General features: G+C 33.3%; 17 protein-coding genes. 8 read left to right on the top strand and 9 right to left on the bottom strand.

What is annotated here, in order from left to right:
* The first annotated feature begins 13 nt into the window (after positions 1-13).
* Positions 14-544 carry a carboxymuconolactone decarboxylase family protein gene (locus AC3Y25_RS00535; protein WP_379795917.1) on the top strand — a complete coding sequence of 177 codons (531 nt, stop codon included), beginning with the start codon at positions 14-16 and terminating at the stop codon, positions 542-544.
* A gap of 98 nt (positions 545-642) precedes the next feature.
* Positions 643-1,521, top strand: a complete 879-nt coding sequence (locus tag AC3Y25_RS00540; RefSeq protein WP_489901386.1) for a helix-turn-helix domain-containing protein — start codon at positions 643-645, stop codon at positions 1,519-1,521.
* Between the two features lie 55 nt (positions 1,522-1,576).
* On the opposite strand, the gene AC3Y25_RS00545 is transcribed toward AC3Y25_RS00540, so the two are convergent.
* The gene (locus tag AC3Y25_RS00545) at positions 1,577-2,818 is read right to left on the bottom strand and encodes a glycosyltransferase (protein WP_489901387.1); all 1,242 of its coding nucleotides are present in this window, start codon (positions 2,816-2,818) and stop codon (positions 1,577-1,579) included.
* A gap of 113 nt (positions 2,819-2,931) precedes the next feature.
* Here AC3Y25_RS00545 and AC3Y25_RS00550 point away from each other — a divergent pair, with 113 nt between their 5' ends.
* Genes AC3Y25_RS00550 through AC3Y25_RS00560 form a run of 3 tightly spaced genes read left to right on the top strand, consistent with a single transcriptional unit; the run spans position 2,932 to position 6,842 of the window.
* Entirely contained in the window at positions 2,932-3,513 is a 582-nt protein-coding gene (locus tag AC3Y25_RS00550) for a MiaE family protein (protein ID WP_095928023.1), read from the top strand.
* Positions 3,514-3,565: 52 nt separating this feature from the next.
* Complete coding sequence (locus AC3Y25_RS00555; protein WP_489901388.1) at positions 3,566-6,328, top strand: AsmA family protein; 2,763 nt, start codon at positions 3,566-3,568, stop codon at positions 6,326-6,328.
* A 55-nt stretch (positions 6,329-6,383) separates the two neighbouring features.
* Positions 6,384-6,842: a hypothetical protein gene (locus AC3Y25_RS00560; protein ID WP_489901389.1), complete on the top strand. Its 459-nt coding sequence runs from the start codon at positions 6,384-6,386 to the stop codon at positions 6,840-6,842.
* Here AC3Y25_RS00560 and AC3Y25_RS00565 read toward each other — a convergent pair.
* The 3 genes from AC3Y25_RS00565 to rplU all read right to left on the bottom strand — a co-directional run bounded on the left by AC3Y25_RS00565 (position 6,839) and on the right by rplU (position 8,977).
* The gene (locus AC3Y25_RS00565) at positions 6,839-8,134 is read right to left on the bottom strand and encodes a hypothetical protein (RefSeq protein ID WP_489901390.1); all 1,296 of its coding nucleotides are present in this window, start codon (positions 8,132-8,134) and stop codon (positions 6,839-6,841) included. The genes AC3Y25_RS00560 and AC3Y25_RS00565 overlap by 4 nt on opposite strands.
* Before the next feature lie 120 nt (positions 8,135-8,254).
* Positions 8,255-8,515, bottom strand: a complete 261-nt coding sequence (gene rpmA / locus AC3Y25_RS00570) for a 50S ribosomal protein L27 (RefSeq protein WP_012023622.1) — start codon at positions 8,513-8,515, stop codon at positions 8,255-8,257.
* A gap of 24 nt (positions 8,516-8,539) precedes the next feature.
* Positions 8,540-8,977 carry a 50S ribosomal protein L21 gene (rplU, locus tag AC3Y25_RS00575; RefSeq protein WP_073412831.1) on the bottom strand — a complete coding sequence of 146 codons (438 nt, stop codon included), beginning with the start codon at positions 8,975-8,977 and terminating at the stop codon, positions 8,540-8,542.
* Between the two features lie 274 nt (positions 8,978-9,251).
* Here rplU and AC3Y25_RS00580 point away from each other — a divergent pair, with 274 nt between their 5' ends.
* Both AC3Y25_RS00580 and AC3Y25_RS00585 read left to right on the top strand, forming a co-directional pair.
* Positions 9,252-10,574 (top strand): M16 family metallopeptidase, encoded by a 1,323-nt coding sequence (locus AC3Y25_RS00580; RefSeq protein ID WP_489901391.1) that lies wholly within the window; start codon positions 9,252-9,254, stop codon positions 10,572-10,574.
* Between the two features lie 12 nt (positions 10,575-10,586).
* Positions 10,587-12,635, top strand: coding sequence for a M16 family metallopeptidase (locus AC3Y25_RS00585; protein WP_489901392.1), 2,049 nt, complete (start codon positions 10,587-10,589; stop codon positions 12,633-12,635).
* 291 nt (positions 12,636-12,926) lie between these two features.
* On the opposite strand, the gene AC3Y25_RS00590 is transcribed toward AC3Y25_RS00585, so the two are convergent.
* Positions 12,927-13,793 carry a DMT family transporter gene (locus AC3Y25_RS00590; protein WP_489901393.1) on the bottom strand — a complete coding sequence of 289 codons (867 nt, stop codon included), beginning with the start codon at positions 13,791-13,793 and terminating at the stop codon, positions 12,927-12,929.
* A gap of 102 nt (positions 13,794-13,895) precedes the next feature.
* Between AC3Y25_RS00590 and AC3Y25_RS00595 the strand changes: the two genes are divergently transcribed.
* Positions 13,896-14,273 carry a heavy-metal-associated domain-containing protein gene (locus tag AC3Y25_RS00595; RefSeq protein ID WP_250834223.1) on the top strand — a complete coding sequence of 126 codons (378 nt, stop codon included), beginning with the start codon at positions 13,896-13,898 and terminating at the stop codon, positions 14,271-14,273.
* Positions 14,274-14,581: 308 nt separating this feature from the next.
* Here AC3Y25_RS00595 and gldD read toward each other — a convergent pair whose 3' ends face one another.
* The 4 genes from gldD to mutY are packed head-to-tail and all read right to left on the bottom strand — an operon-like array spanning position 14,582 to position 17,985.
* Positions 14,582-15,142 carry a gliding motility lipoprotein GldD gene (gldD, locus tag AC3Y25_RS00600; protein ID WP_489901394.1) on the bottom strand — a complete coding sequence of 187 codons (561 nt, stop codon included), beginning with the start codon at positions 15,140-15,142 and terminating at the stop codon, positions 14,582-14,584.
* Positions 15,135-16,439 (bottom strand): gliding motility-associated protein GldE, encoded by a 1,305-nt coding sequence (locus tag AC3Y25_RS00605; RefSeq protein ID WP_489901395.1) that lies wholly within the window; start codon positions 16,437-16,439, stop codon positions 15,135-15,137. Before AC3Y25_RS00605 ends, gldD begins: the two co-directional genes overlap by 8 nt.
* Before the next feature lie 26 nt (positions 16,440-16,465).
* Complete coding sequence (locus tag AC3Y25_RS00610; protein ID WP_095928033.1) at positions 16,466-16,903, bottom strand: single-stranded DNA-binding protein; 438 nt, start codon at positions 16,901-16,903, stop codon at positions 16,466-16,468.
* 35 nt (positions 16,904-16,938) lie between these two features.
* On the bottom strand, positions 16,939-17,985 hold the full coding sequence (gene mutY, locus AC3Y25_RS00615; RefSeq protein ID WP_489901396.1) for an A/G-specific adenine glycosylase: 1,047 nt from the start codon (positions 17,983-17,985) through the stop codon (positions 16,939-16,941).
* Positions 17,986-18,020 lie beyond the last annotated feature (35 nt).

Below are 18,020 nucleotides of genomic sequence, written 5' to 3' on the forward strand. Positions count from 1 at the left end.
AATATTAAATAAAATGACACGATTAACAGCTTTAAACCCAGAAGAAGTAACAGGAAAAACTAAAGATTTATTCAACGCAGTTCAGGCAAAATTAGGCGTTGTTCCAAACATGATGAGAACAATGGGAAATTCTCCAGCCGTTTTGGAAGGATATTTGAATTTGAGCGGTGCATTAAGTCACGGAAAATTAAGCGCAAAAACAGGTGAATTAATTGCATTGGCGGTTTCAGAAAGCAACTCTTGCGATTATTGTTTAGCAGCTCACACCTTTATTGGAGAAAAATTGGTAAAAGCAGATCCAGCAGTTTTAAAAGCAGCAAGATCTGGAAATTCTGATGATGCGAAAACAGAAGCGATTTTACAATTGGCTAAAACACTAATCAGCAAAGGCGGTTTAGTAAATGACGAAGATGTAAACAAAGCTAAAAACGCAGGAGTTTCTGATGCTGAAATTGCAGAAACTATCGCTCATGTAGCTTTGAATGTATTGACAAACTACTTTAATAATGTAGCAAATACTGAAATTGATTTTCCAGCAGTTTAATCAAGATTTAGGCAATCACTATAACAAAAAACAATTTGCAAAGATAGCCACGGATTTATTTCATGGCTATCTTTATACTTTCAAAAACAAGACCGAATATGAGCGCTCAAAATGTTTTTACTTTAATAAATCCGCAAAATGGAAATTTGGCTTTTAAAATTCTTCCTTTTGAAGATAACAGCTATTTTGATCATTTGCAGCGAAATAATTATTACTCTTTAATTTGGGTAACCAAAGGAAAAGGCAAAGTAAAAGCCGATTTTGCAGAACATCATTTTGAAGAAAACTCACTTCTTGCTTTTTCGCCTTACCAGCCTTTTATGCTTTGCGTGAGCGAACCAATTGAAGGAATCGCAATCCATTTTCATTCTGATTTCTATTGCATTCACATGCATCAAAAAGAGGTTTCCTGCAATGGTGTTTTATTCAATAATATTTATCAGCCTCCGTATGTTCAGGTTACAGAACAAGCTTCACAAACTTTTAATATGGTAATTGATCAGATGAAAGCTGAAATTCAGAACGCAGAATTAGCGCAGTATGAATTATTGATTTCTTACTTGAAAATATTTTTAATTACCGCTTCAAGATTAAAAACAGAACAATTGGAAGAGATGAAATCGGTTCCAGATTCCAAAGAACCTGTCATTCTCCAAAACTTGAAAGATGCCATTGAACTGAATTTTAAAACGAAACATTCTGCTGGAAACTATGCTGAATTATTGAACATTTCCCCAAAAGCCTTGGCAAAATTATCTAAGAATTATTTCAATAAAACCTTAACAGATTTAATTTCGGAAAGAATCATCATTGAAGCCAAAAGGGAATTATATATGACCAACAAAACGGTCAAAGAAATTGCATACGAATTAGGCTATGACGACGAACATTATTTTAGCCGATTCTTTAAAACCAATGCGGATGTTTCTCCACAAATTTATCGTGAAACGGTAGGTTTTGGTAAAATGGATACTTAGTTTAGAGTCGCAGTTTTCAGTCGCAGCTTGCTGATTACTATAAAACCGTTACTGATTACTTATTTTTCGCTTCTATCCATTTAGACATGTATCTCGTACTTGTATAAGCGTGATGTTGCAACAGATTTCCCATGAAATTATGAAGTCGGTGGCTTTTAGAATCTACTAAAAGTGAATTTATCAATGAAATCAATTGACTTGAATAAGCGCTTTTCTGATAGCATTTATTAATGATTTCGATTCCATTTTTTTGTGATTGTTTCCAAAGATTTTCATCCTTATAAAGCTCAATCGCTTTTTTTGCAAACTCAGCAGAATCATCTTCGATAAAACCATTCCAAGGCAAATTTTCATGCATTGCTTCAGAACCAATTGACGTTGTCGCACTTGGCGTTCCACATTGCATGGCTTCTAAAAGTTTACCTTTTAAACCCGCACCAAAACGAATTGGCGCTAGAACAACTCTAGCTTTTTTTACAACTTCATTCGCATCTTCTACCCTTCCCATTATATAAAAACCATTTTTAGGCTGATGCAATTGCAGTACTTTTTGCGAAGGATATGCTCCGTAAACTTCCAAAATGGCTTCTGGAAAATCTCTTTTTATAGCAGGCCAGATTGCTTCTTTCAAATATTGAACAGTATTCCAATTTGGTTCATGAAGAAAGTTTCCAATGAAAATGAAATTTTTCCGTTCATCAAAAGAAGGCAATTTCAAAAGTTCTTCCTCTTTCATTTCATCCACCAAAAACGGAAGATAAAAAAGTAAGTCTTCATTAATTTTGAAAACATCTTTTAGAATATTCATTTCGAATTCAGAAATAATCAAAGACAGATCACATCTTAAAATACTAGCAATTTCTCGTTTTGCCACTTCTTCAGACAATAAATCTTCCAATTCGAAAATCCGATTTTCTTTAAAAGCTTTTTGTCTCGCCGTTCTTAAAGAATGTACATCTTCTGTGTCTAAAATTCTAATCGCTTTTGGACACTTTTCAATTACGCGCCACCCAAATTGTTCTTCAATCATAAAGCGATCAAACAAGACAACATCTGGATTTAATTCCAAGATAAAATCATCAAAAGTGGAAGAATTGAGTTCGATGTTCTTTTTTATTACTCCAAACTCAGACAAATCAACCATAAAATTACTATCCTGAGCCGCACTTGCAAAAGTAATTTCAAATCCATTTTCTTTGAAAATAGAAATCAATTGCATCATTCTTCCACCTGCTGCAGAAGACTTTGGCTCGGGCCAGACAAACCCTATAATTAAAAGTTTTTTGATTTGATTCATAATCTTTGTTTCATATTACAAAATAATACTATTTTCCGCGGATTTGCACCCAATTTCCTGAAATTCGGTCGTAAAAAAACACTAATTTTGCAAAATCTAAATGGTGGGAAATTATGTTGGGATTAAAATTAGCTACAGACCCTCGCTGGGTAAATATCGTTGAGTCAAATATCGAAGAAATTTTAACGGATCACGCCTGGTGCGAGCAAAAAGCGGCTTCAAATGCGATTAGTATCGTTACTTACAACTCTGAACTCGAAGAATTGGTAACCGAAATGCTTGAAATTGCTAGAGAAGAACTGGAACATTTTCAGATGGTTCATAACATTATAAAGCAACGCGGACTTGCTTTAGGCCGCGAAAGAAAAGATCATTACGTAAATGTACTTTTTAAGTTCATGAAAAAAGATGGTAGCCGTAGAGATGCACTTTGCGACCGATTATTGTTTTCTGCCATGATTGAAGCTAGAAGTTGCGAGCGCTTTAAAGTACTTTCTGAAAATATTAAAGATGAAGAATTAGCAAAATTCTACCGCGATTTAATGATCTCTGAAGCTGGCCATTACACTACATTTTTAGGATTTGCCAGAAAATACCAAGATAATATTGATATTGATAAACGCTGGAAAGAATGGATTGAATATGAAGGTTCGATTATTACTAATTATGGTAAAAACGAAACCGTTCACGGATAAATTACGCTCTTTTTTATTACTCTATTTTCATATTTAAATACCACTATTCGCTATGCAGAAAAGTAAATCCAGATCAATCGTTTTTAAAATTGCGAAGTATTTCGCAATAACTTTCGCGGTTATTATAGGATTATTATTTTTAACGCCTATCGTCTTTGAGGATCAAATAAAAGAGCAAATAAAGAAAACAGCTAATGAAAGATTAAGCGCAGAACTAAATTATTCTGACGTTTCTGTCTCATTCTTCCGCCATTTTCCTTCTCTTACTTTAACTTTAGATAATTTAAGTTTAAATGGTTCAGCTCCATATACAAACGAAAAATTTATCACTGCAAAAGAGGTTTCTTTCGGAATCAATGTAGCGAGTCTTATTTTCAGCAAATCGGTAAAAATTGACCAGATCTATTTATCCGATTCTTTTATAAATGTAAAAGTGAATCCAAATGGAGAAGCCAATTACAACATTTACAAATCTCAGGAACAGGCTTCGCAACCAAAAGACAGCTCCGACACTGCCTTAAAATTAGAGCGAATTGAGATTTTGAATAGCAAAATTATTTACGACGATAAATCTACAAAAGTCCATTTTGATGCTTACGGATTTAATTATTTAGGAAAAGGAGATTTGAATAAAGCCGTTTTTGATTTGTATTCGAAAGCTAAAATCGAGAAATTGAATATCGTTTATGAAGACGAACCTTATTTAATGAACAAAAAAATTGATGCTGATTTGATTACAAAAGTCAACATCAACTCGCTTTCTTTCTTTTTCCAACAAAACAACCTTAAAATCAATCAGCTTCTGGTTGACTTTAAAGGAAAATTTGACATTTTGAAAGATGGTTATAATATGGATTTTGTTATTAAATCTGACAATAGCAATCTATATGATGTTTTTACCGCTTTTCCTCCAAAATACATTACTTGGCTTTCTAAAACGGAACTGAAAGGAAATACGAATCTTTTACTGACTTTAAAAGGAAAATATATTGCCTCAGAAAATATTGCTCCAGATTTGAACTTAGATGTAAAAATAAACGACGGTTTTGTCAATTATAACAAAAGCGCATTTCCTGTTTCAAACTTAAATTTAGACATTAAAACAAAAGTTCCGTCTTTAAATCCGGATCTGGTTATTGTCGATGCAAAAAACCTTTCCTTGAACATTAATCAGGATTATTTAAAATCTACATTTTTGGTCAAAGGAGTAAATACACCTGAAATTAACGCCAATTTTAAAGCTAAAATTGATCTTGAAAAACTAACCAAAGCACTCGGAATTCCTGATATTGAGCTAAAAGGAGCTTTGGCTGGAGATGTAAAAGCAAACGGAGTATTCGATCAAAAAAACAAGCGTTTTCCTGTTACAAACGGAATTGTTAATTTGGAAAATGGCTATTTGAAAACACCGTATTACCCAAATCCGATTACAAACATTACTATTAAATCGAAAATCGAAAACCAAAAAGGAACTTTTGAGGATTTAAAAATAAACTTAACCCCAACTCAATTTACTTTTGAAGGAAAACCGGTTTTTGTGCAAGCTTATTTAAGCAATTTTGACGATTTAAATTACGACATAAAAGCAAAAGGAGAATTGGATGTAAGTAGAATTTATAAAGTTTTCTCGCAAAAAGGCCTTGATCTTGACGGTTTCGTAAAAGCAGATTTGTTTTTGAAAGGAAAACAAAGCGATGCCGAAAAAGGAAATTACAGCAAACTAAACAATAAAGGAACTCTTGAATTAAGAAACATCGGAATTGCTTCTGAATATCTTCCAAAGAGATTCATTATCAAAGAAGGAATTTTCAAAATCAATCAGGATAAAATGTCCTTCAATAATTTCTTGGCCGCTTACGGACAATCTGATTTTAAAATGAATGGTTATTTACAGAATGTTTTTAATTATGCCATGACCAATACAGGCGTTTTGAGAGGTTCTTTTAAAGTCACTTCTCGATATATCAATATTGACGAATTTATGTCGAGTGTAGACCCTAATACACCCGTAACACAAAGTCCAGCTTCAAAAACAGAAGCCAAACAATCAGACAACACCCAAACTGGCGTTATTATCATTCCAAACAATTTGAATTTACAGTTATTCGCAAATGCACAAAAAGTTAATTTCGACAAACTAAATCTGCAAAATGCAACTGGAAATTTAACCATGAAAAATGGTAAATTAACTATGCAAAATACTGGTTTCAACTTAATTGGATGCAACGTTTCTATGAACGCCAATTATCAAGCCGTTACTCCGCAAAAAGCAAATTTTGATTATGCTATAAAAGCTACTGATTTTGATATTAAAAGAGCATACAATGAAATTGAAGTTTTCAGAAAAATGGCCAGCGCTGCAGAGAAAGCACAAGGGATTGTTTCTTTAGATTATCAATTAAAAGGTCGCTTAAATGCAAATATGGATCCTGTCTATCCTTCTCTTGTAGGCGGTGGGACACTTTCTGTAAAAGATGTAAAAGTGAGAGGTTTGAAAATGTTTAATGCTGTAAGCAAACAAACCAATTCTGAATCTATGAAAAATCCAGATCTTTCGAAAGTAGACATTAAAACAACCGTTAAAAACAATATCATAACTGTAGATCGCTTTAAATTTAAGTTTGCGGGCTTTAGACCAAGAATCGAGGGAACATCAAGCTTAGACGGAAGACTGAACCTAAAAATGCGCTTAGGACTGCCTCCTTTCGGTATTTTTGGAATTCCTTTAACCGTAACAGGAACACAGGATAATCCAAAAGTAAAAGTGGGAAGAAAAACAGAAGACCTGGAAGAAACAAAGGATACTGAAGATTAAAATTTCAAACTACAAAATTCCAATTTTAAACAAATTATCCAGAAGAAAGTAAAAAATGACTATTAAACGAGTAATAATCTTTTTAATAATAATTGCTAACTTAGGATTTCTGTGGACTGTTTTCAATATACTGTATTACAAAGAACACTCTTTTGGTACTTCCAAAAAAGCACATATAATTACAGATAAAATAATCAAAATAAAAAGCGAAGCAGGAAATTGGAAATGGGACGAAAAGAATTATGATTTTTATACCGAATATCACTTTACGTTAAACGAGAACGAAATTCTTGATTTTTGCAAAATTATAAATTCATCAAATACAAAATATATTGAAAATATCAAAGTCGTAAAATGGATTGAAATCGAAATCCTGAAAAACACTTCAGAAACAACAATATATTTAAAACAAAATAGCAAAAATGAAGTATACTTCGAAATCAATCATGAAACTTTCGAAGGAAAACAATTAGAAAAATACATCAAAAAACATATAAAAAGACAGCTTAATTAAATTTCAAATAACATTCTCGAAAAATACAAGATTCCCTGTCCCATTAACCACAGCAATAAAGCAAGTCCCAATAATTTCCAAGCCCAACCTCTTCCTCTTTTCCAATTTGAGAAAAAAGAAAAGACTTCCATATACTTTATTATTACAAATAAGGTTGACCCTATAATGGCAAACCAGATCACTTCGTATAAGCCAAAATAAAAACCGTATAGAAAAACCGCACCAAGAAAAAGGAACGTTACCAATTGTATAAAATAATAATTTCTAAGACTGCGTTTGTGATTCATTTTCAATGACAATATTAAAAATGAAAAAATCTCCAAACTTATGAATGCCGCAATAACATTATAAAAAACAGCATTCCATTGCAGTACAAGAACAATAGTCAAAACAACCGCTACAACTGTACATGCGGCTAGAGAATTGACACTTCTTTCTCTATATACTTCATTCTTAAAAGGAAATAAAATTGGATACATAAATTTTTCCAATGTACGCCAAAACGGTAAAGCATAAATTGCAGTAATTGCTGAAACCACAATTTCGTAGTTATAAAAAATATCTGCGGGAACTTTATACAATACATACCAAAGAGCCAATGTAACCAAAACAGCTGGCAGACATATTGTTTTTATGGTCTCCCACGGATCTTTTCCCCAGAAATTACTTCCGATCTCAAAAACGTATTTTTTAACCCAATATTCTCTAGTAAACAAAGCCGTTGACTGACTCCACAATAAAAATAATCCTAAATGAATAATTACTGTTCGCACTACAAAATCCTCAACAGAAACGGCATAAAAGATACAAGCGACTCCTACTATCAAAAGTTCGAAAGTCAACAATAATGGAGAAAATAAATATCTTAAAACAGGCTCTAAACGTTTGAGAAGAAATCCAATCCATAAACTCCAATATTTTTTAAAGAGCGCAATAACCGCACAAATAGCTATAAAGGCCGACAAATAAAACATCCAGTTGGTAAACAACTGAGTCTGCATCCAAATTTGAACTCTGGAGTTTTTTTGAGGTTCATAGATTACTTTGGAATTTTCAAAAATCTGCTGCGCTAATTCATCTCTCGTTTTAGAATCAAACTCTGGAAACATTTTTTTGTTTTCCTCCCAAAATCGATCTGTTTTACAGCCATTCTTTTTTAGAACTTCAAATTCATATAAAGTTTTTTTCTGTTTTTCATTTAAAGCACTTAAATGACTTACGATATTTTCCGAAGGAGTATTTGCATAAGTGCCAAGACAGCACAACAAAAACAATAATAAAATCTTTTTCAAACTTTTTTATTTAAAGAGGCTAAACAAATGTAAGTTTTAAAGTCTTTCCAAAAAAGCTATAGAAATAAAAAAACCCGATCATTACTGAACGGGTTTTTTATAAAAAGTAATCTTAAATTATTAAGCCTCGAAAGGAATAATAGATACATAAGATTTGTTATCTCTTTTCTTTTGGAACTTAACAACTCCAGCAACTCTTGCGTGAAGAGTGTGATCTTTACTAATGTAAACGTTTTCACCTGGATTGTGTTTTGAACCTCTTTGTCTAACGATGATGTTCCCAGCAATAGCAGCTTGTCCACCATAAATCTTAACGCCTAAACGTTTTGATTCTGATTCTCTACCATTCTTCGAACTACCGACACCTTTCTTGTGAGCCATGACGTATGAGTTTAAATATTGTTATTATTCTTTAGTAGCTTCTTTTTTTGCTTTTGGAGCTGCTTTTTTAGCTTTTGGAGCTTCTACTTCTTCAGTAGCTGCTTCTTCTGCTACAACCGCTTTTTTAGCTGCTGCTTTTTTAGTTCCTCCTGCTGCAGTAATACCTTCAATTACAATTTGTGTAAGATATTGTCTGTGACCATTTCTTTTTTTGTATCCTTTTCTTCTTTTCTTTTTGAAAACGATAACTTTATCACCTTTTAAGTGTTGTAACACTTTAGCTTCTACTGAAGCACCTTCTATAGCTGGGGCGCCTAAAGTTACATTTCCATTATCATCTAATAAAAGAACCTTGTCAAAAGAAACTTTTGAACCTTCTTCATTAGCTAAACGGTGAACATAAACCTTTAAGTCTTTGCTTACTTTAAATTGTTGCCCTGCTATCTCTACGATTGCATACATATCAAATTGATTTATTGAATTTTAAGGTTGCAAATATACAACTAATAATTTACTATGCAACCCATAGAAGGAAAAATATTTTTACCCGAAAAAACCTTGTTTTTCAAGCAGTTCTGCACATAAAACACAATTAATTTAAAGTAAAAGATTGTTAAAATTGTATTTATTTAAAACCAAATCTACAATTCGTAATTAAAAAAAACTATTTTTGATGTAACCAAAATCAACTCTTGTCTACCTACTATATGTTGATATTTTAAAATTATTAATCTTTATGAAAAAATCAGTAATGATGTTAAGTGCTGCATTAATGCTTGGCGGAGTGGCTCATGCCCAAAAAGTAGCTTTCGAAGAATACGACTTAGACAATGGCCTACACGTCATTTTACACAATGACCCTTCTGCTCCTGTCGTTATCACTTCGGTAATGTATCATGTGGGATCAAAAGACGAACGTCCGGACAGAACTGGATTTGCTCACTTTTTTGAACATCTATTATTTGAAGGAACCCAAAATATAAAACGTGGGGAATGGATGAAAATTGTTACTGCAAATGGAGGTGTAAACAACGCCAACACATCTGATGACAGAACGTATTATTATGAAGTTTTCCCTTCTAACAGTTTAGAACTTGGCTTATGGATGGAATCGGAAAGATTAATGCATCCTATCATTAATAAGATTGGAGTTGACACGCAGAATGAAGTCGTAAAAGAAGAAAAAAGAATGCGTTATGACAATCAGCCGTACGGAAATATTCTTCCTGAGGTTAAAAAGAATATGTTCAAAAATCATCCTTATAGATGGACTACAATTGGTTCTATGAAAGATTTGGATGCAGCAACTCTTGAAGAATTCCAAGCTTTCAATAAAAAATTCTATACTCCAAACAATGCCGTTTTGGTCGTTGCAGGAGATTTTGAAAAAACAAAAACAAAAGAATGGATTCAGAAATATTTTGGGCCAATTCCAAAAGGTGAAGAAGTTAAAAAACAAACTTACACAGAAGAACCTATAAACCAAACAATTAAAGCAACTTACGAAGATCCGAATATTCAGATCCCAATGATTGTGGCTTCCTACAGAACCCCTTCAATGAAAACAAGAGATGCAAGGGTTTTAGATCTGATTTCTTCTTATTTAAGTGATGGTAAAAGCTCTAAACTTTACAAAAAAATAGTTGACGATAAAAAAATGGCTTTACAAATTGGCGCAGTAGGATTTAGCCAAGAAGATTACGGAATGTATATTCTTTACGGCCTACCAATGGCACCATACACCATTAATGATATTTTAAAGGAGATGGATGAAGAGATTGTAAAAATCCAAACCGATCTTATTTCTGAAAAAGATTATCAAAAATTACAAAACAAATTCGATAACAATTATGTAAATGCCAACGCAAGCGTAGAAGGAATTGCAGAAAATCTAGCCTCTTATTATCTTCTATACGGAGATGTCAATTTAATTAATACTGAAATCGACATTTACCATTCTATTACAAGAGAAGAGATTAGAGAAGTTGCCAAAAAATACCTGAATCCGAATCAGCGTTTGATTTTAGATTATATTCCTACTGCCAAATCTCAAAACTAAGAATATCGAATCATGAAAAAAATATATCCTTTTTTAATCCTTATTTTCCTAACTGGAATTATGCAAGCACAAGATCGTCCACAACCCAAACCAGGAAATGCCCCAGTAGTCAACATCAAAAAACCGCAGACCTTTGTTTTAGCAAACGGAATGAAAGTTTTAGTTGTTGAAAACCACAAATTACCTAGAGTGAGCTATACACTTACTTTAGATAATGCTCCGTTTACTGAAGGCAACAAAAAAGGGGTTGACGAATTGACCAGCAGCTTAATTGGAAACGGAACTAAAAAAACAACCAAAGAAGCTTTTAATGAAGAAATTGATTTTTACGGCGCTAATATCAACTTTACTTCACAAGGCGCTTATGCAAGTTCACTGTCTAAATATTCTGGCCGTGTTCTGGAGCTATTAGCAGAAGGTGCTTTACAACCCAATTTCACTCAAACTGAATTTGATAAAGAAAAAGCAAAACTGTTGGAAGGCCTAAAAGCCGATGAAAAAAGTGTTCCTGCCATTTCAAACCGAGTGGTTGATGTTTTGGCTTTTGGAAAAAATCATCCGGTAGGAGAATATCTTTCTGAAGAGACTGTAAAAAATGTAACTCTTGCAGATGTTCAAAACAATTACAATACTTATTTCGTTCCAGAAAATGCTTATTTAGTTATTATTGGAGACGTCAAATTTAAAGAAGCAAAAACTGCCGTTGAGAAATTATTCAGCGGATGGAAAAAGCAGACTGCACCAAAAAACACTTACCCAACTCCAGTAAATGTTTCGAGCTTACAAATCGATTTTGTTGATGTTCCAAATGCGGTTCAATCTGAAATTTCATTAGTAAATACGGTAAATTTAAGAATGAACGATCCAGATTTTTTCCCTGCTGTTATTGCCAATCAAATTCTTGGAGGCGATTTTAATAGTTACTTAAACATGAATTTACGTGAACAGCATGCTTGGACTTATGGAGCAAGTTCTAGTATTGGAAGCGGAAAGTATGTTACTAAATTTAAGGCTTCATCTGCTGTTAGAAACACAGTAACAGATAGCGCTGTTGTTCAATTCGTTAAAGAAATCAAGAGAATCAGAACAGAAAGAGTTGATCCAGAAGTTTTAAGAAATGTAAAAGCAGGTTATATTGGAAGATTTGTAATGCAAGTTGAAAAACCGCAAGCTGTTGCGCGTTACGCTTTGAACATTGAAACCGAAAAACTTCCTGCAGATTTCTATGAAAAATACATTCAGACCATTAACAATGTTACTGCAGATGATATTTATCGTGTGGCCAACAAGTATTTCTTGTTAGACAATATGCGTATCGTAATTGTTGGTAAAGGATCTGATGTAATCTCTGGTTTAGAAAAATTACAAATTCCGATTCATTATTTCGACAAATACGGAAATCCAGTTGAAAAACCTGCTACAAAAAAAGAGGCGCCTAAAGATATTAGCGCAAAAACGGTTTTTGAAAACTATATTAACGCAATTGGTGGAGAAAAAGCAGTTACAGCAGTAAAAACATTATACATGAATGGCACAACAACTGTTCCGCAAGCTCCTAATCCATTAACTTTTATTTCTAAATTAGATTCAAAAGGAAAAATGATGGTTTCGCTTTCTATGGGAACTATGAATTTAATGAAACAGGTGGTTAACGAAAAAGGTGCTTACGTTGAACAGCAAGGCCAAAGAAAAAACCTTGAAGGTGAAGATTTAGCCGAAATGAAAGCTAATGCCGCTCCTTTTGAAGAATTGCAACTTGTAAAAAGAACCGATCTTAAAGTAGAAGGAATTGAACCGATTAATGGGAATGATGCCTACGTAATTAAAGACGGCAAAACAAAGTATTATTACGACGTTAAATCCGGATTAAAAACAGCCGAATCTAAAGTTCGCGAACAAGGCGGAAAATCAGTTGAACAAATCACTAATTTCAATGATTATAAAGAAGTAAAAGGCGTTAAAGTCCCTTTTAACTTAGTTCAGAATGTTGGTTTTGAATTGGACATTAAAATGTCTGATATTAAGATCAACGAAGGAGTTTCTGAGAAAGATTTTTTATAGAAGTTTCAAAGTTGCAAAGGCGCAAAGGAACAAAGACTCTGAGATACTAAGTTATCAAGGCTCTAAGCATTCAAGGCTTTGTCAAAGTTTAAAACTTTGACAAAGCTTTTTCTATTTACTAAGTTTTGTTAGGCTCAATGATTTGATACTATTAAAGGAAAAAGCCTCTCTTTTGTCAGGCTGAGCGGAGTCGAAGCCCCGTTCCAATTGGTACGCCCTTCGACTCCGCTCAAGGTGACATTCGCATCAAATTACATTTTACCTTTTACAAGTAACATTTCGCAATTCAAATCACTTCTTCGCCGATAAATAAACCCCAATCAAAATAATAAAAGCCCCAACAGATTGAATTGGCGTCAGGAATTCATTATCTAACAATCCCCAGAAAAAAGCAACTATCGGAATTAAATATGTCACAGATGTTGCAAAAACTGGCGATGACATCTGAATTAGTTTAAAGAATAGAATGTTCGCGATTCCTGTTCCAAGAACACCTAAAATCGCTACAAAAAGTATAGAATGCTGTGTTTCTGCTAAATGTATTTTCTGACTGATATCGGTTGTGCTTAAAATTATTAATGCTGGTAAAAGTAAAACTGCAAAATTTCCTGTTGTGATACTTACAGAATTTAAATCGTGAAGATATTTTTTAATCAGATTTACATTGATAGCATAACTAAGCGTTGCAATAACTACCAATAAAACATAAAGGTAATTTTGAGTTCCGCTTGCAGAATCTCCGCTTAAAACCAAAAGCAAACAGCCTACAAGTCCAACAAAAACACCTAAAACCTGTCGCTTTTGAAACTGAATCCCAAATGCTATAATTCCTAAAATCAAAGTATTTAATGGCGTTAGCGAATTTAAAATCGCAACTATCGAACTATTAACCTGAGTTTCTGCAATAGCAAAAAGATAAGCCGGTATAAAAGTCCCGAAAAGCGAAGTTATGGCGACAAATTTCCATTGGCGACGAGAAATCTTTTTCAGACTATTAAAACCCACAATCAATAAAAACAAAGCAGCAAAAATAATTCGGAACGATCCTACTTGAACAGCACTTAAGCCTATCAATCCTTTTTTTATCAGAATAAAAGAGCTTCCCCAGATAAGAGAAAGAATAGTCAAGTAAATCCACTTTAACTGTTTTGTTTCCATAAATTGTTATTTACTGCAAATTTGTAATTATTTTACGAACTAAGCATTCTCTTTTTATTAATTTTGCAAGAATCATATTCGCAATTTTTAAATTTATATATAATGAAAATTTCAAAAATCTTATTCGCTGCAGCAATCGCTGGTTTAGTATTTGTTGGATGCAAAAAAGCAGAAGACAAAAGTCTTGAAGTTGTAAATGCAGAAAAAAGTGCTCCAAAAGAACACAAACCTATTGCTGCCGAAAATCTTCAAACAGCAAGCTTTACAATTGACGGAATGACTTGTGCTATGGGATGCGCAAAGACAATAGAAGAAGAATTAGCTAATCTTGACGGAGTTGATAAAGCAACTGTCGATTTTGACAAAAAAACTGCAACGGTAAGTTTTGACAAAACAATCCAAAACTCAGAATCTTTAACAAAAGTGGTTCAAGAAACTGGAGATGGAAAAACATATAAAGTTTCGAATTTTAAATCTTAAATTCTAGATTAAAAATCAAAAAGGCACTCAATTGAGTGCTTTTTTTTTGTAAAAACATTCCGTAGGAATGTCTGGTTGGTAGTAGAATTAAATTTGAATTATGATTATACGTTCCGTGGGAACGTTTGATAAACACATTCGATTTTTCTAAAAATCAGGTGTCCCTACAGGACACGATGCGGCACAACATTATCTTTTTTCTACCGACGAGATATTCCTACGGAATATTATACATAGCTATAGATATAACTAATAAAAAATAATCTTTTAAACGTAAAAAAAAAGGATTCAAAATTGAATCCTTTTTTTTATTTCCATTTCAATGTTTCCATCAAACGTTGCATATCATTTTTAACATAACTCGCAGCCGGCATAATCGAGTCGAAATTTGGTTTTGCATAAAAATACACAGAGCCTATTAGAAAATGTTTTGTACTGTCGGTAACATAGAACTGAGAGTTTGTCGCTGCATTTCCATCAACTTGATAAAACATTCCGTAAACCTTTTTCTGCGGATTTAAATATGGCTGTTCCAAAATATCATCGGCTTTAATAACGTGTTCGTAAGTCAGTTTTTGTGCGTCACGCAATAACTTATCAATATTTCCATTTACTGGCTTATATGTCAAATAAATAGTTGCTTTCATCTTTGGATATGTGATAGCAAATCCGCATTCTTTCTCTCCTTTGATAATTGCATCTTCATTCATTTCGAAAGAAAACGGACAATTGTTTTCAAAATTCACATATTTTGCTTCCGGATAATCTAATCGCAGGTAACTTGCTGGTTTTGGCAAAACATCATTTTTACAGCTTATAACCGTTAGAGCAAGCAAAATTGCTGATATTGAAAGTATTTTGTTAAACATTTTTATTTATGGTTACTTTTATTTGTTTTACACGCTTTTTATCCACTGTTTCTACGGTGAAAATACAGTTTTCAAAAGGCACTTTTTGATCTTTTTTCGGGAAATTACCCAAAATCTCCAGAATGAATCCGGCCAATGTTTCGGCTTCTCCTTTGTGAGCTTCAAAAACATCTTCGTCGACATCTACAATTCTGTAGAAATCTTTCAGGTTTATTTTTCCTTCAAAAAGAAAATTATTTTCATCGATCTGTGAGAAGTTTAGATTTTCATCGTCAAACTCATCACTAATATCTCCAACAATTTCTTCGATAACATCTTCTAAAGAAACTAATCCAGAAGTTCCGCCATATTCATCAACCACAATGGCTAAATGGCTTTTTAAGCTCTGAAAATCCTTCAGCAGATTATCTAGTTTTTTATTCTCAGGAACAAAGAACGCTTCTCTTATTAATGATGTCCAGTCAAATTCTTCCTTATCAATATGAGGCAGTAAATCTTTTACGAAAAGCACTCCTTCAATCTGATCGATATTATCTCGATAAACCGGAATTCTCGAAAAACCTGTTTCTATTATTTTAGGATAAATCTCCGCAAATGTTTCTGATATTTCCAATGCAAAAATATCAATTCTCGGGCTCATTACCTGTTTTGTATCGGTATTTCCAAAAGAAACAATTCCTTCCAGAATTTTCTGTTCTTCTGTAGAAGTTCCTTCCGAATCTGTAAGTTCCAATGCCTGAGAAAGTTGATTAACAGAAAAATTACTTTTTTGCTTTCCTAATTTATTTTGAAAATATATAGTAACGGCACGCATTGGCAAACTAACTGGAGAAAGCACTTTGTCTAAAAATGCCAGCGGATACGCAACTCGCTTAGCAAAACGAATACTATTTCTGCTAGCGTAAACTTTAGGAAGCACTTCGCCAAATAATAAAATTAAAAAAGTAACTAAAATTACCTCTAGAGTAAATTTAAAGGCTGGCGAACTTATATTGGCAAAAATATTTTGTCCTATGTAAGCAAATAGGATTACTACGCCAATATTAAAAAAGTTATTCGCAACCAATAAAGTTGCCAAAAGCTTTTTGGGCTTTTCTAGTAGATTCGAAATAATTTTACCTTTTGCTGGACTATCATTTAAAGAATCATCGATGTCTTGCTGCGATAAAGAAAAAAGAGCTACTTCGGCACCAGAAACGATTGCTGAAAGAAATAATAAAATAAAAATTCCGACGAAACCAATAATTAAATTGGCGTCAAGATTTGTAGAAAAAAGTAAACTGGGCTCCGGGTCCAAATTGCATAAAATTAGTTAAACATCGCTTAAAAGGGCAGATCGTTAATTGGAAGCCCTTCAGGAGCATCAAAGTTAGTGTTTTTTGCCGACTCTGTATCCTGGTTTTGTTTAGTATACGCAGTTTCTTTTTTAGTTGTCAGGAAAGTAAACTCCGTTACCTGAATTTCGGTCGTATATTTTGTCGTTCCATCTTCTGTTTGCCACTGGCGAGATTTTATTCTTCCTTCGACATAAATTTTGTCTCCTTTAGAAAGATATTTTTCGCAAATCTCTGCGGCTTTATTACGCACAACCAAATTATGCCATTCTGTAGAGGTTATTTTTTCATTAGTCGTTTTATTGATATATACCTCATTGGTAGCCAGCTGAAAACGTCCGATGCAGTTTCCTCCATCAAAATAATGCATCTTTACATCATCGCCTAAATGGCCAATAAGCATCACTTTATTTAATGTTCCGTTCATAGTTTTGGTGGTATTTCTCCCAAAGATACATTTTTTTAGCAATTTATTTCTTGCTTTTCTATAAAATTATACAACACAATAGGAAAAGGAAAAGTTTTCAATTTTTGAGCATCCACTCCATTTTCTACTTCCTCTTTTACTTTAATTTTCCAAAACTGAATATGTAAATGTTGGTGCGAAAGCTTGTGTATAAGGGTCGATTCGCTGCAATCTTCTATACTTATAATAGTGTACTTTGTAAAAATCTCATTTTTTACTGTTTGAGAAATCTCGTCAAAATCAACAATTGATTGCGTTTCCAATAACGGAAACTCATATAAATTATGCCAAATTCCTTTTTCGGTTCTTTTTTGAATTAATGTATTTCCTAAAGCATCTTCTACAATCAAATAATTAAAGTAACGATTGGTTACTTTAATCTTTTTTGACTTAACGGGCAGCGTATTTACTTTTCCTTTTTGCAAAGCAGCACAGCTTTCGTTAAAAACGCAAATCGCACAATTAGGACTTTTAGGAACACATTGCAGCGCACCAAACTCCATTATAGCCTGATTGAATATCGCTGGATTATCTTTAGGCATTAATTGCTGCGCCAAAGCGGCAAACTCTTTTTTGGTTGCTGGAAGCGCAATATCAGACTCAATATCAAAATAACGAGCCAATACCCTAAACACATTTCCATCTACAACAGGAACCGCTTCATTATAAGAAAAAGAAGCTATTGCAGCAGCTGTATATTCGCCAACACCTTTGAGTTTTAGCAGCTCTTTATAAGAATCAGGAAAAACTCCATTTAAGTCATTAGATATATATTGAGCTGTTTTATGAAGATTACGAGCTCGAGAATAATACCCCAGACCTTGCCAAAGTTTCAAAACTTTCTCTTCTGAAGCATCTGCTAAATGTTTTACGGTAGGAAATTCCTGAGTAAATGAAAAAAAATAAGGCATTCCTTGCGCAACTCGAGTCTGCTGAAGCATGATTTCTGAGAGCCAAATCTGGTACGGATCGACCGTTTTTCGCCACGGTAAATCACGCTGGTGCTGTAAATACCATTTTATCAATATGTTATGAAAATCCATTGCAAAATACTTAGATTGCAAAAGTAAATGTTTAT

This window comes from Flavobacterium sp. LK-23, from assembly GCF_058135255.1.

What these genes read in the sequence shown, in the direction of transcription:
- AC3Y25_RS00545 (WP_489901387.1), bottom strand. Translation starts at nt 2,818, where the DNA reads ATGAATCAAATCAAAAAACTTTTAATTATAGGGTTTGTCTGGCCCGAG.
- AC3Y25_RS00610 (WP_095928033.1), bottom strand. Translation starts at nt 16,903, where the DNA reads ATGAACGGAACATTAAATAAAGTGATGCTTATTGGCCATTTAGGCGAT.
- rplU (WP_073412831.1), bottom strand. Translation starts at nt 8,977, where the DNA reads ATGTATGCAATCGTAGAGATAGCAGGGCAACAATTTAAAGTAAGCAAA.
- AC3Y25_RS00555 (WP_489901388.1), top strand. Translation starts at nt 3,566, where the DNA reads ATGCAGAAAAGTAAATCCAGATCAATCGTTTTTAAAATTGCGAAGTAT.
- AC3Y25_RS00590 (WP_489901393.1), bottom strand. Translation starts at nt 13,793, where the DNA reads ATGGAAACAAAACAGTTAAAGTGGATTTACTTGACTATTCTTTCTCTT.
- AC3Y25_RS00540 (WP_489901386.1), top strand. Translation starts at nt 643, where the DNA reads ATGAGCGCTCAAAATGTTTTTACTTTAATAAATCCGCAAAATGGAAAT.
- AC3Y25_RS00560 (WP_489901389.1), top strand. Translation starts at nt 6,384, where the DNA reads ATGACTATTAAACGAGTAATAATCTTTTTAATAATAATTGCTAACTTA.
- gldD (WP_489901394.1), bottom strand. Translation starts at nt 15,142, where the DNA reads ATGTTTAACAAAATACTTTCAATATCAGCAATTTTGCTTGCTCTAACG.
- AC3Y25_RS00580 (WP_489901391.1), top strand. Translation starts at nt 9,252, where the DNA reads ATGAAAAAATCAGTAATGATGTTAAGTGCTGCATTAATGCTTGGCGGA.
- AC3Y25_RS00535 (WP_379795917.1), top strand. Translation starts at nt 14, where the DNA reads ATGACACGATTAACAGCTTTAAACCCAGAAGAAGTAACAGGAAAAACT.
- AC3Y25_RS00595 (WP_250834223.1), top strand. Translation starts at nt 13,896, where the DNA reads ATGAAAATTTCAAAAATCTTATTCGCTGCAGCAATCGCTGGTTTAGTA.
- AC3Y25_RS00550 (WP_095928023.1), top strand. Translation starts at nt 2,932, where the DNA reads ATGTTGGGATTAAAATTAGCTACAGACCCTCGCTGGGTAAATATCGTT.
- mutY (WP_489901396.1), bottom strand. Translation starts at nt 17,985, where the DNA reads ATGGATTTTCATAACATATTGATAAAATGGTATTTACAGCACCAGCGT.
- AC3Y25_RS00585 (WP_489901392.1), top strand. Translation starts at nt 10,587, where the DNA reads ATGAAAAAAATATATCCTTTTTTAATCCTTATTTTCCTAACTGGAATT.
- rpmA (WP_012023622.1), bottom strand. Translation starts at nt 8,515, where the DNA reads ATGGCTCACAAGAAAGGTGTCGGTAGTTCGAAGAATGGTAGAGAATCA.